We start from the raw sequence: 13,641 nt of genomic DNA, 5'->3' as shown, positions 1-13,641 counted from the left end.
CAGCCGTTAAGTTATGCAAATTCCACTGGTGCTTTCACGTTGCCTAAATGAATGGCATCAAGGGCAATCATTTTCTCTTCATTCGTGGGAATAACAGCGCAAATAACCTGAGAAGGGTTAGCGGAAATAATGCGCTCGCCGTGAGAATTCGGCTGCTTATTCATTTCAACGTCTAACGTAAGCCCCAGTACGCCCAAATGTTCAATGGCCAACTGGCGAATTAATACTGAATTTTCACCAATACCGCCGGTAAAAATAATGCCATCCAGCCGATGTAACGATGCCGCGTGTCCGGCAATATGACGGGCGATACGGTGGACAAATGTTTTTATCGCTAACCGGGCGCGCTCATGTCCTTCGTGCCAGGCTTTTTCCAGGACTCTAAGGTCGGATGACAACCCGGAGATGCCGAGCAAACCGGACTCTTTATTCACCACTCGCTCCAGATCGCTCAACGTCTGCCCGGTTTCTTTGGCTATCCACGCCATCGCGCCGAAATCAACGTCGCCGCTGCGAGTACCCATCATCAGCCCCTCAAGCGGCGTCATCCCCATTGAGGTATCCACGCTCTGACCATTGCGTACCGCGCAGATAGACGCCCCATTGCCCAGATGCGCGACAATCAGACCCGAGTTTTTTTCATCGAGGTCAAGCAGTTCATACGCGCGCCGCGAAACATAGCGATGCGACGTACCGTGAAAGCCGTAGCGACGCACACCCAGGCTGGAAAAATATTCCCACGGCAATCCGTACAAATAGGCTTCCGGTGCCAGCGTCTGGTGGAAACTGGTATCAAATACCGCCACCTGACGCACGGCCGGGAAAAGGTGCCGCGCCGCGTCAATGCCGCTTAAATTAGCGTAATTATGCAGCGGCGCTAAAGGTGATACCCGACGAATATTATCGATAATCTCATCGGTAATAATGACGGACTGCGTAAATAGCTCTCCACCGTGCGCGATACGGTGACCAATTAATGCCACGCTATCCGTTAAATCACGTTTTTCCAGCTCAAAGGCAATGGCTTTTAACGCGTCCTCATAATTAGAGTGCGCGAGGTTTATCGGCTTATCGCCATTAATAGATAAAAAGGCGTTTTCAGTATTCATTCCATCTGCTATTCCCGCCATTAAAACATCACAGGTAGCGACATCCAGTACAGAGAATTTGATAGAAGATGATCCGCAATTAATGACCAGAACGACCGGAAATTCATTCATGTAGTGCCTCCGTCGATGTCAGCCTGCGTCCACGCCCTGGGGCGGAACGCAGGCTAAACGTGAGGATTAGAACAATTTGTAGACAATATTCAGGATGGTCAGCAAACCAATCAGGGTGACGAACACGTTATCCAGACGGCCACGGTACTTCGCCAGCGACGGCGCTTTACGAATGGCGTACATCGGCAGCAGGCATAACAGCGAGGCGATAATCGGCGCGCCCATCGCTTCAATCAGGTCCAGAATGTTCGGGTTTGCGTAAGCTACGACCCAGGTAGACCCCATAATGAAGATCATGCTGATGGTGTTAAGCTTGCCCATAGAGACTTTGGTTTTATCGCCTTTATAACCGAATTTCAGCACCAGGCCGTTCAGCCCTTCCAGCGTCCCCAGGTAGTGACCGAAGAAAGATTTGAAAATAGCAACCAGCGCGATGATAGACGCGCCATACTCCAGCACCGTTGCAAAAGTAGATTTTGTCCCCGACAAAGAGGCGAAATGGTTGGCCAGGTAGGAAAGTACCGGAATGTTCTGCGCTTTCGCATCCGCCATGTTCTGCGGAGAGAGCGTAAACAGGCAGCTAAAGGCGAAGAACATCACCACGGCGACCATCAGCATACTGGCGCGCGAGATGATCTGTGAACATTTACGCTCGGTAAATTCGCGACCAAACTCTTTCTCATACTCTTCCCGCTTAGACACCACGAAGGAAGAGACGATGGGCGAAAAGTTAAAGGAGAACACCATGATAGAGATGCCCAGCCACACCGTAACCAGTATGCCATCATGCCCGGTCAGCGCGATATTACTGAGATCAACCTGATCGATAACCGCCGAGTTCCAGTAAGGAATCAGCGATAATGAGATTAGCACCAGACTGGCGATAAACGGCCATACCAGGTAACTCATCACCTTAACCATCAGATCTTTACCAAACCAGATCACAAAGGCCATCAGCAGCAGCAAGAACAGCGCCACGAAACCGCGATTCAACGCTGGCATCTGCAACTGGTTTTCCCAAAACGTCATGAACGTGTTAGTGATGGTGACGCCATAAATCCACAGCAGCGGACAAATCGCAAAGAAGTAAAGGAACGTGATAACTACCCCGCCCGTTTTACCAAAGTGCTCTTCGACCGTTTCCGTAATATTGCCGGACGGATTAGATCCGGATAAACACAGACGCGCCAGCGCCCGGTGACAATAGAACGCAATGGGGTAAGCTAAAACCAGCATCAGCAGAATGGGGATAAGCCCGCCAAACCCGGCGCGGATAGGGAAAAACAGCACCCCGGCGCCAATGGCGGTACCAAATAAACCCAGCGTCCACGTCGTGTCCGATTTACGCCATGACGACTGTTTTGCCTGGCTGGATACAATGCTATCAGTAGTACTCATATCCTATCCTCACGAAAAGATTAAGCGTCAACTAAACCCGTAATTTGTGATACACGAGAAAGATCGATATTGCCGCCAGAAATAATACTGACCGTTTTTCTGTTCTGAATATGGCTATCTAATTTCCCGCTTAATAGTGCGGCGCAGGCCAGTGCGCCAGCGCCTTCAGTAATAACCTTATTGCGCTGAATTAAAGCGATCATGCTGTTACGAATTTCATCTTCGCTAACCAGAACAATGTCATCGACTAATTCACGAACAATTTCATAGGTTAAATTACCCGGGCGGGAGACATCACAACCATCCGCCAGGGTGCCGGTCGTTCGGTGCGTGGTTATTTCGCCAGCGTAATAAGACGCCGCCATACCGTGAACATTTTCGGCCTGTACGCCGATAACTTTAATAGTCGGGTTAATCGATTTAATCGCAATGGCAATACCTGCAATTAAACCGCCGCCGCCAATAGGCACGATGACATTATCGACATCGTACAGATCTTCCATAATTTCCAGACCAATAGTACCCTGTCCGGCAATAACTTTTGGATCGTCGTAAGGCGGAATAAAAATGCGGCCTTCGATTTCGACAATTTCACTCACCTTAGCAATGGTGTCATTGAAGTTGTCACCGTGGAGCACCACTTCCGCCGAATAATCACAGGTGGCCGCCACTTTTGACTTTGGCGCGCCCTTCGGCATCACGACTTTGCCGTCAATACCCAGCATTGCGCAAGAAAGAGAAACGCCCTGTGCATGATTACCTGCGGAACAGGCCACGACGCCTTTACGTTTTTCCGCCTCCGTTAACGAGCTAAGTTTGTTAAAAGCGCCACGAATTTTAAATGAACCCGTACGCTGCATATTTTCAAACTTGAGAAATATTTCGCCTTTGCAACGTTCACTAAAATAGTTAGAGCGAGGCATTCCCGTTTTATATATCTTCCCCGCCAGTCTTTTTTTCGCTTCGAGGATATCTTCAATTGCAACCGGGAGATCGTATGTAATGTGCATTATAACCTCTTAACCTGGGTATTAAAAATAAGTTACCGTTGCCCACTGTTCAAAAGAAACAGGTGACGTCAATTTCGCTAAATATGTTTATTCCATATCATTCAATTTCTATTAACTGCCTGCGTCTGCATCCATTATATGATGAATATTGCTTAGCCAATTCTACTAATACTGAAGCGGCTTTTTTGATACGATAATTTTTAGACCATACCGCCGCATAACGTGCGACGGGTAACGTGTCTTTTATGGGTATCGTGATAAATTGATTAGAGCCAAAAGGCGTGGTCATATCGCAGGGAATAACAGTTAAGAAATCAGCATTGAGAACAAGATTATATATTGTGACAACGGAATCTGTTTTAACAATGTTTTCGATGCTGATGCCATTTCGTTGTAGAGTGGTGAGTAATTCGCTGTAGTAGCCCATATTCGTTTGCGGCAACACCCACTGTTCGTCTTTTAACGATTCCAGTGTGATGGTGCCGGTGCATGTTCGGGACTTGCTGGCTACCAGGACAAACTCTGATTCAAACAGCGGCTCGACATGCAGATCCTGTAGTTGCATTTCATTACTGAGCGTACCGATAGCAAAGTCCAGCCGCCCGTCGCGCAGGGCCGGCAGAAATGAAGAGAGCTGGGCTTCGTACATGGATACCTGCGCTTTTGGAAATACCTCTTTGAACTTATGAATCATATCGGACATGAAGGTAAAGCCAATCAGCGAAGGAAAACCAAACGAGACGTCGACAACGGTATTGCACGTCATACTGTTCATCTCGTTGATCATGTTTTTCATTTCGCGGGTGATAGATTCAGACCAGGAAAGCAGTACCTGTCCCGCTTCGGTCAACGTAACGCCGGTATTTTTACGTACAATTAGCTCAACGCCAAAATAGGCCTCAACATCGCTAATGATTTTACTGACGGCGGGCTGGGTTAACCCTAACGATTTTGCGGCAGAACCGATAGAACCACTTCTAATGACTTCCTGAAAGACCACCAAATGCTGTGTTTTAGGGAGAACAAGAGTATTCATATCTACCGCTCTGAAATAACATTGTGAACGGCAGGAAGTGTAGCAAATTAAATCTTAAAGGTTATGTGCGACCACTCACAAATTAACTTACCGCAATTTTTACATGGTCTTTATTAAATAAAGAAAGCCTATTACTTCAATGAGTTACAAAAATAAAACAGCAACTTAGTCTGATTTCAATCAAAAAATAGGGTCGGGATAACGATATATTATGGCGATAACCAGTCTATTTTACCTCCTATTTTCGACATCCCATGAAGACGATATTTCAATCAATTACGGGGCATTTTATCGACAATTCCAGCGTTAAATTTAAAACGTAATTTCTCAAATTTAAGTATAAACCGAAGGTAAATGCGCTTAAAAACCGTTACGCGTCACATTTTTTTACCTTATTTGTTTGTAAAGAAACATTTAATAAAATTTTAACCAAAATATTTCATACATTTAATTTTCATTTACAACAAATAATTTACACCGCTTTCTTGCTGTTTTTCAGGATGTAATTTTGTGAAAGAAATCGATTTCTTTTCACTTCAACTAAAAAGAGCGCAATCCATAGCGTTTTGTGTTTCTCATCACAAAAACGAATAATATTATGTCACCACGGCTGTCAATTAATTGCCGGATAGTGACGCTGGCGTCTTCTGCAACCTCTATACCCTTCACCGGCCTGATAAGCAAAAACCCGCCGAAGCGGATTTTATGAAGAGGTGAAACTGACCGATAAGCCGCTTTCTTTTGGGTATAGCGTCGTGGACAGTCATTCATCCTGCCGCCCTGTAAAAGCAAAAACCCGCCGAAGCGGGTTTTATGAAGAGGTGAAACTGACCGATAAGCCGCTTTCTTTTGGGTATAGCGTCGTGGACAGTCATCCATCCTGCCGCCCTGTAAAAGCAAAAACCCGCCAGCTTACACTGACGGGTTTTATGAAGAAGTGAAACTGACCGATAAGCCGCTTTCTTTTGGGTATAGCGTCGTGGACAGTCACTCATCCTGCCGCCCTGTAAAAGCAAAAACCCGCCGAAGCGGGTTTTATGAAGAAGTGAAACTGACCGATAAGCCGGGTTCTGTCGTGGACAGTCATTCATCTAGGCCAGCAATCGCTCACTGGCTCAAGCAGCCTACCCGGGTTCAGTACGGGCCGTACCTTATGAACCCCTATTTGGCCTTGCTCCGGGTGGAGTTTACCGTGCCACGGACTGTTACCAGCCGCGCGGTGCGCTCTTACCGCACCCTTTCACCCTTACCTGATCCCACTTGCGTGGGCCATCGGCGGTTTGCTCTCTGTTGCACTGGTCGTGGGTTTCCCCCCCAGGCGTTACCTGGCACCCTGCCCTATGGAGCCCGGACTTTCCTCCCCTCCGCCCGTCTCCCCGAAAGGACGACGACGAAGCGGCGACTGTCTGGTCAGCTTCGGCGCGCAGTATAGAGGGTTCGCGCGACTTTGTCACCCTGCGCTGCGCATTCCTATCGCCAGAGCGGCAGCAACATTTCTGGATGCCCGATAAATATTGTCAAAAGCGCCCCGAAAAGCCTCCTCCAGCGTCACGATGCGCGTGAGTACGCTAAAGACAGCGTCGATGCCATAATGATGCACTATCCCTACATCGTGCGTCAGGCTGCCGGCAATGCCAATCACTGGCTTATGATATTTTTTCGCCACATTCGCGACGCCAATCGGCACTTTACCGCGAATACTTTGGCTATCAATCCGCCCTTCTCCCGTCACCACCAGCGTACAGTCGTGGATATGCTCCTCCAGGTTCAGTGCCGCCGTGACAATTTCGATCCCGCTGCGTAATTCCGCACCGAGAAAAGCCATTAACGCCGCCCCCATACCGCCTGCCGCGCCTGCGCCGGGCGCCGCCTTTACGTCGACATTCAGCGATTTTTTTATGACGTCGGCATAGTGAGCAAGATTTCTGTCCAGCTCAACAATGTTCTCTTCGGTCGCGCCTTTCTGCGGCCCAAAAATTCGTGATGCGCCGTTGTCGCCGATCAGAGGATTAGAGACATCGCAAGCGACACGAATCGCGCAGAGTTTTAAACGGGGATCGAGCTCTGAAATATCAATGTCGCTTAGACAATGAAGGCTTCCGCCACCGTAACCGATATCCGCGCCGTTTGCATCGCGCAGTTTTGCGCCTAGCGCCTGCATCATCCCCGCGCCGCCGTCATTTGTCGCGCTGCCGCCAATGCCGATAATGATATTGCTTGCGCCGCTTTCCAGCGCCTGCAATATCAGCTCCCCCGTTCCCCGCGAGGTAGTAATCAAAGGGTTGCGTTTTTCTGGTGGAACCAGCGCCAGTCCGCTGGCCGCCGCCATTTCAATAAACGCGGTTTTACCATCCCCGGACATTCCCCAGCAGGCTTTCACTTTTTCACCCAACGGCCCGGTCACCCATGCGGTGCGTTCAACGCCCTGCGTCGCGGCAATCATAGCTTCGACCGTTCCTTCGCCGCCATCGGCAACCGGAACAGAGACATATTGCGCATCGGGGAAAATTTCCCGAAATCCTTTTTCTATCGCCTGCGCTACCTCGGCGGCAGAAAGGCTTTCTTTGTAGGAGTCGGGGGCAATTACGATTTTCATAGTGGTAGCCTGTTACTGCACAACGCCGGATGGCGTTTCACTTATCCAGCCTGAAATTCAGGCCCGGATCGCTACACGCCATCCGGGCACAACGTCGTTAGCGAGTGACTTCCACTTTCGCCAGTTTTTCGTAGTAGCACGCCAGCGCGCTATGGTCGTCATTACCGTGTCCATCCGCGCGTAACGCCTGCATCATTTCCATAACGGCGGCGGTCAGCGGGAGCTGCGCGCCAACGCCGTGGGAGGTATCCAGCGCATTCGCCAGATCTTTAATGTGCAGATCGATACGGAAACCTGGTTTAAAGTTTCGGTCCATGACCATCGGCGCTTTCGCATCCAGTACCGTGCTGCCAGCCAGACCGCCGCGAATCGCCTGATAGACCAGATCCGGGTTGACGCCCGCTTTAGTCGCCAGCGTCAGCGCTTCAGACATGGCGGCGATATTCAACGCCACGATCACCTGGTTAGCCAGTTTTGTGACGTTGCCTGCGCCGATATCGCCGGTATGCACCACGGAACCCGCCATCGCTTTCATCAGGTCGTAGTACTTGTCGAAAATGGCTTTATCGCCCCCCACCATCACCGACAGCGTGCCATCAATCGCCTTCGGCTCGCCGCCGCTGACCGGCGCATCCAACATCTCAACGCCCTTCGCCTTCAGCGCATCGCTGATTTCACGGCTTGCCAGCGGCGCGATAGAACTCATATCAATCAATACGGTTCCCGGCTTCGCGCCTTCGATGATACCGTTCTCGCCCAGCGCAACCTCTTTCACATGCGGAGAGTTAGGCAGCATCGTGATGATGACGTCACACTGTTCAGCGATCGCCTTCGCCGTAGAGGCCGTTTCCGCGCCTGCGGCAATGACGTCGGCAATCGCTTCAGGATTACGATCGGACACCACCAGCGAATACCCTGCTTTCAGTAAGTTTTTGCTCATGGGCTTACCCATGATGCCTAAGCCAATAAAGCCAACTTTCATCGTCATAGCGTTCTCTCTTTCCATACCAGGATTATTTTTTAAAGGTGTCGGCAAGCTTCTGCGTGCTGGCGCGGAATGCGCCTAAATCGCTGCCAACGGCGACAAAGGTCGCGCCCCATTCCAGATAACGGCGGGCATCCGCCTCTACCGGCGCCAGAATGCCGCACGGTTTACCGTGCGCTTTAGCGCGGGCGAAAATATGTTGAATCGTCTGCTGCACGTCAGGGTGAGAAGCATTGCCGAGATGACCCAGCGCGGCGGCCAGATCGCTTGGGCCGACAAAAATGCCATCAACGCCTTCCGTTGCGGCGATGGCATCAACATTGTCGACACCCAACTGGCTTTCGATTTGAACAATAATGGTGATGTTTTTGTTCGACTGCGCAAAGTAATCAGGCACCGTACCGAACATATTCGCGCGGTGAGAAACGGAGACGCCGCGAATGCCTTCCGGCGGGTAACGCGTCGAGGCGACGGCGCGAGCCGCTTCCTCTTGCGTTTCAACAAAGGGGATCAGGAAGTTATAAAACCCAATATCCAGCATCCGTTTGATAATGACCGGTTCATTGGTTGGCACACGTACTACAGGCGCGCTGGCGCTGCCTTTCAATGCCATTAACTGCGGAATTAAGGTGGTCACATCGTTCGGCGCATGTTCGCCATCCAGCACCAGCCAGTCAAATCCCGCCAGACCGAGAACTTCGGTGGTGATTGGGCTTGCCAGTGCAGACCAGCAGCCAATCTGCACCTGTTGCGCCGCTAGCGCCGCTTTAAACTTATTCGGGAAAATAGCGTTATTCATCGCTTATACCTTTAATTCTCTACATGTGATGCCGCCACCATAACTTATAGCAACGACAATAAAATGCTTATCTGAAATCAGAATGGGTCTCCGCATTCTATTTCTAATGTGGTACACATCCTGTAGCACAATATACCGTTCTGATATCTTTATCGTCTTTTATTATTATCATGGTATTTTCAAATAACTCGTCAGATACACTGAATTCGCCATTCAGTATAAACAGCCTATGGCGGATAATCATTGTGCAAACGCTCATTAAAAAGGGATTATTTAACGCTTATTTTTGAGCATACGCCCATGATACTGGGCGCTAATGCACACATTTACGCTTTACCCGGCCTGCATAAAAAATTTCATAATTTGCGGTGATCTGGATCACATTCTTATATTTATACTCCTGTCATTCTTATTTCATTATGCATGAACTTTATTTCTTATATTGAGATTTAACGATTTAACCATAACCAAAATAGATAATCCTATTTCTATCATCCAGGCTGGAGAATGTTGAACAATGGCCAATATCGAAATTCGCCAGGAATCGCCATCGGCGTTTTATATAAAAGTACATGAAACCGATAATGTCGCAATTATTGTTAATGACCACGGTCTTAAAGCCGGAACACGTTTTCCGGATGGCCTGGAACTGACTGAACATATTCCGCAAGGCCATAAAGTTGCTCTGACGGATATCCCCGCTCACGGCGAAATCATCCGTTATGGCGAAGTCATCGGTTATGCGGTACGCGACATCCCGCGCGGAAGCTGGATCGACGAGTCGCTGGTTGAACTGCCAAAAGCGCCGCCGCTGAATACGCTACCGCTGGCGACCAAAGTACCGGAACCGCTGCCGCCGCTGGAAGGCTACACGTTTGAGGGCTATCGTAACGCCGATGGCAGCGTCGGCACCAAAAATCTGCTTGGCATTACCACCAGCGTGCACTGTGTGGCGGGCGTGGTCGATTATGTGGTGAAAGTGATTGAGCGCGATCTCCTGCCCAAATACCCGAATGTCGATGGCGTTGTAGGGCTAAACCATCTGTACGGCTGCGGCGTGGCAATCAACGCGCCGGCGGCGGTCGTGCCGATTCGCACAATTCATAACATCGCGCTCAACCCCAATTTTGGCGGCGAAGTGATGGTGATTGGCCTCGGTTGCGAAAAACTGCAGCCGGAACGACTGCTGGAAGGCACCGAGGATGTCCCCGCTATCGCCGTTGAAAGCGCCAGTATTGTGCGTTTACAGGACGAGCAGCATGTCGGCTTTAAATCAATGGTCGACGATATTTTGCGGGTCGCCGAACGCCATCTGACGAAACTGAACCAGCGCCAGCGCGAAACCTGCCCGGCCTCCGAGCTGGTCGTCGGGATGCAGTGTGGCGGCAGCGATGCGTTTTCCGGCGTCACGGCAAACCCGGCGGTGGGTTATGCTTCCGATCTGCTGGTACGCTGCGGCGCGACCGTCATGTTCTCGGAGGTCACCGAAGTGCGCGATGCCATTCATCTTCTGACGCCGCGCGCCATCAACGAAGCCGTGGGTAAACGCCTGCTGGATGAAATGGCCTGGTACGATAACTACCTTGATATGGGGAAAACCGATCGCAGCGCTAACCCGTCCCCTGGCAACAAAAAAGGCGGTCTGGCGAACGTCGTGGAAAAAGCGTTGGGCTCTATCGCTAAATCGGGTAAGAGCGCCATTGTCGAAGTATTGTCGCCGGGCCAACGCCCCACCAAACGCGGCCTGATTTACGCCGCGACGCCCGCCAGCGATTTCGTCTGCGGCACGCAGCAGGTCGCTTCCGGCATTACCGTACAGGTCTTTACCACCGGACGCGGCACGCCGTACGGGCTGATGGCGGTGCCGGTCATTAAAATGGCGACGCGTACCGAGCTGGCGAACCGCTGGTATGACTTAATGGATATCAATGCAGGCACCATCGCCACGGGTGAAGAGACAATCGAAGATGTGGGCTGGAAGCTGTTTCACTTTATTCTCGATGTCGCCAGCGGCCGGAAAAAGACTTTCTCGGACCAGTGGGGCCTACATAACCAACTGGCGATATTTAACCCGGCGCCAGTGACCTGATCCAGTCAGTACCCTTCTCCGACCAGGGTATAACCGCATAATCTGTAGACCGGGTAAGCGCCAGCGCTACCCGGTATTTTTTCGCCCTTAGTCTGTAGCCTGAAGTATGTCTGCCCGACATGCTTTTTTTACTCCTGACTTTCGATAACTTCCATTTTATTTCGAAACTTTCATTTATCAGATCAAAATCACAAAAAAACATTCCGAAAGCCTATAAATTCTTTCAAAGAAAACAAACGAAAGATTTCGGAGGAAGGATGTTTATCATTTCAGGCAGAACAATGCTAAAGAAGGCGCAGCAGGAAGGCTATGCTGTGCCAGCGTTTAACATCCACAACCTGGAGACATTGCAAGTGGTGGTGGAAACCGCCGCAGAATTGCGCTCTCCGCTGATTGTCGCCGGTACGCCAGGCACCTTTAGCTACGCAGGCGTCGGTAATATCGTGGCTATCGCCGCAGAACTGGCGAAAAGCTGGAACCATCCTCTCGCGGTACATCTCGATCATCATGAAAAACTGGCCGACATCAAAATGAAAGTCGCCGCCGGGGTACGCTCGGTCATGATCGACGGGTCGCATTTCCCCTTTGCCGACAATATTGCGCTGGTGAAAAGCGTGGTTGATTACTGTCATCGCTACGATGTCAGCGTTGAAGCTGAACTTGGGCGTCTCGGCGGGCAGGAAGACGATCTTATCGTTGACGGCAAAGATGCGCTTTATACCCATCCGGAACAGGCCCGGGAATTTGTAGAAAAAACGGGTATCGACTCGTTAGCCATTGCTATCGGCACCGCTCACGGCCTCTACACCGCTGAACCAAAACTTGATTTTGAACGACTGACGGAAATTCGTCAGCGGGTTGATGTCCCCTTAGTCCTTCACGGCGCCTCTGGCCTGCCGACCCGCGATATTACCCGCGCTATTTCGCTGGGCATCTGCAAAGTTAACGTCGCCACCGAGCTTAAAATCGCCTTTTCCGGCGCGCTTAAAAACTATTTAACGCAACACGCAGAGGCCAGCGATCCCCGCCATTACATGATCCCGGCGAAAGCGGCCATGAAAGAGGTTGTACGTAAAGTGATTGCCGACTGCGGTTGTGAAGGGAAGCTCTAAAGCCCCCGGATTTAGCACGGCAAAGGGCGTTTTCATAGCTGGATCACGAAAGCCATTATTATCCTTTGCCTTCAAACCAAAAATATTATGAAGATAAACAAAAGATATCGGAGCCAGAAGTGAAAGAAATAATTTCTCGTCACAAAGCAGGGGAACAGATAGGGATCTGTTCCGTATGTTCAGCACACCCGCTGGTGATTGAATCCGCATTACGTTTTGATCTGAATAGCGGGAACAAAGTTCTGATCGAAGCGACCTCTAACCAGGTGAATCAGTTTGGCGGTTATACCGGAATGAAACCGGCTGATTTTCGTGATTTTGTTTATGGCATTGCTCAGGAAGTGGGATTTCCACGTGAGCGGTTGATTCTTGGCGGCGATCATTTAGGGCCTAACTGCTGGCAGAACGAACCGGCAGCGGCGGCAATGGAAAAGTCAGTTGAGTTAATAAAAGCGTATGTCGTCGCTGGTTTTAGCAAAATTCACCTGGACGCGTCGATGTCCTGCGCTGACGACCCGACACCGTTGGATCCGATGGTCGTTGCACGCCGTGCCGCCGTGCTTTGTAAAGCAGCAGAAGAGACCGCAAACGAAGAACAAAAATGCCATCTGACTTATGTCATCGGCACGGAAGTGCCCGTTCCTGGCGGTGAAGCCAGTACCATCGGCAGCGTTCATGTCACCCGCGAAGTCGATGCTGCCCGTACGCTGGAAACTCACCAAATCGCGTTTCGTGAATCAGGTCTGGAAGAAGCACTGTCACGCGTGATCGCCATTGTGGTGCAGCCGGGCGTTGAATTTGATCATACCCAGATTATTCATTATCAGCCGCAGGCGGCACAGGCGCTCTCCGCATGGATAAAAGAAACGCCGATGGTCTATGAAGCGCACTCCACCGATTACCAAACTCGCCAGGCCTACCGCGCCCTCGTTCGCGATCATTACGCCATTCTGAAGGTCGGCCCGGCGCTCACTTTCGCGCTGCGCGAAGCCATTTTCGCACTTGCGCAAATGGAAAACGAGCTGATCTCCCCGGAACAACGTAGTCGGGTACTGGAGGTCATTGATGAAGTTATGCTAAACGAACCGGGCTACTGGAAAAAATACTACCGTCCAACCTGGAGCCAGGCGATGGTCGATATCCACTTTAGTTTGTCTGACCGTATTCGCTATTACTGGCCGCACCCGCGTATTCGTCAAAGCGTAGAAAAGTTAATCGCCAATCTGAACAACGTCACATTGCCGCTGGGATTAATTAGCCAGTTTATGCCCGTACAGTTTGAACGCCTGTCTGAGGGCGTGCTCACCCCCACGCCGCATAACCTGATTATTGACAAAATTCAGGATGTTCTGCGCGCTTATCGCTTCGGTTGCACGCCGGATGTCGCCTGAATAAT

At 50.5% G+C, this 13,641-nt stretch carries 11 protein-coding genes and 1 other RNA gene; 4 read left to right on the top strand and 8 right to left on the bottom strand.

Annotation, left to right across the window (positions count from 1 at the left end):
• Positions 1 to 11 precede the first annotated feature (11 nt).
• The 4 genes from tdcD to tdcA all read right to left on the bottom strand — a co-directional run bounded on the left by tdcD (position 12) and on the right by tdcA (position 4,664).
• Positions 12 to 1,220, bottom strand: coding sequence for a propionate kinase (gene tdcD / locus ACH0WD_RS16245; RefSeq protein WP_001001854.1), 1,209 nt, complete (start codon positions 1,218 to 1,220; stop codon positions 12 to 14).
• A gap of 66 nt (positions 1,221 to 1,286) precedes the next feature.
• On the bottom strand, positions 1,287 to 2,618 hold the full coding sequence (tdcC, locus tag ACH0WD_RS16240) for a threonine/serine transporter TdcC (protein ID WP_000108129.1): 1,332 nt from the start codon (positions 2,616 to 2,618) through the stop codon (positions 1,287 to 1,289).
• A 20-nt stretch (positions 2,619 to 2,638) separates the two neighbouring features.
• A complete protein-coding gene (tdcB, locus tag ACH0WD_RS16235) occupies positions 2,639 to 3,628 on the bottom strand; it encodes a bifunctional threonine ammonia-lyase/L-serine ammonia-lyase TdcB (RefSeq protein ID WP_000548365.1) in 990 nt (329 codons plus the stop codon).
• A 97-nt stretch (positions 3,629 to 3,725) separates the two neighbouring features.
• Complete coding sequence (gene tdcA, locus ACH0WD_RS16230; protein ID WP_001094907.1) at positions 3,726 to 4,664, bottom strand: transcriptional regulator TdcA; 939 nt, start codon at positions 4,662 to 4,664, stop codon at positions 3,726 to 3,728.
• A gap of 713 nt (positions 4,665 to 5,377) precedes the next feature.
• Here tdcA and ACH0WD_RS16225 point away from each other — a divergent pair.
• Positions 5,378 to 5,605: a hypothetical protein gene (locus ACH0WD_RS16225; RefSeq protein ID WP_001747714.1), complete on the top strand. Its 228-nt coding sequence runs from the start codon at positions 5,378 to 5,380 to the stop codon at positions 5,603 to 5,605.
• A gap of 102 nt (positions 5,606 to 5,707) precedes the next feature.
• On the opposite strand, the gene rnpB is transcribed toward ACH0WD_RS16225, so the two are convergent.
• The 4 genes from rnpB to garL form a co-directional block, all read right to left on the bottom strand.
• Positions 5,708 to 6,082, bottom strand: an RNA gene (rnpB, locus tag ACH0WD_RS16220) — RNase P RNA component class A.
• 32 nt (positions 6,083 to 6,114) lie between these two features.
• Complete coding sequence (garK, locus tag ACH0WD_RS16215) at positions 6,115 to 7,260, bottom strand: glycerate 2-kinase (RefSeq protein WP_000706466.1); 1,146 nt, start codon at positions 7,258 to 7,260, stop codon at positions 6,115 to 6,117.
• 97 nt (positions 7,261 to 7,357) lie between these two features.
• Positions 7,358 to 8,248 carry a 2-hydroxy-3-oxopropionate reductase gene (gene garR / locus ACH0WD_RS16210; protein ID WP_000178106.1) on the bottom strand — a complete coding sequence of 297 codons (891 nt, stop codon included), beginning with the start codon at positions 8,246 to 8,248 and terminating at the stop codon, positions 7,358 to 7,360.
• 25 nt (positions 8,249 to 8,273) lie between these two features.
• A complete protein-coding gene (gene garL / locus ACH0WD_RS16205) occupies positions 8,274 to 9,044 on the bottom strand; it encodes a 2-dehydro-3-deoxyglucarate aldolase (RefSeq protein ID WP_001057715.1) in 771 nt (256 codons plus the stop codon).
• A gap of 517 nt (positions 9,045 to 9,561) precedes the next feature.
• Between garL and garD the strand changes: the two genes are divergently transcribed.
• From garD to gatZ, 3 genes are all read left to right on the top strand, one after another.
• Positions 9,562 to 11,133, top strand: coding sequence for a galactarate dehydratase (gene garD, locus ACH0WD_RS16200; protein WP_001273722.1), 1,572 nt, complete (start codon positions 9,562 to 9,564; stop codon positions 11,131 to 11,133).
• A gap of 257 nt (positions 11,134 to 11,390) precedes the next feature.
• Positions 11,391 to 12,245: a tagatose bisphosphate family class II aldolase gene (locus ACH0WD_RS16195; RefSeq protein ID WP_000469979.1), complete on the top strand. Its 855-nt coding sequence runs from the start codon at positions 11,391 to 11,393 to the stop codon at positions 12,243 to 12,245.
• A 119-nt stretch (positions 12,246 to 12,364) separates the two neighbouring features.
• Positions 12,365 to 13,636 (top strand): tagatose-bisphosphate aldolase subunit GatZ, encoded by a 1,272-nt coding sequence (gatZ, locus tag ACH0WD_RS16190; protein ID WP_001747713.1) that lies wholly within the window; start codon positions 12,365 to 12,367, stop codon positions 13,634 to 13,636.
• Positions 13,637 to 13,641: the final 5 nt, after the last annotated feature.

The organism is Salmonella sp. 2020_1395, assembly GCF_043848115.1.
In the GTDB taxonomy this organism is placed as follows: domain Bacteria; phylum Pseudomonadota; class Gammaproteobacteria; order Enterobacterales; family Enterobacteriaceae; genus Salmonella; species Salmonella enterica.
Note: the sequence above shows the minus strand (reverse complement) of the source record. Positions and strands in the feature narration are given on the sequence as shown.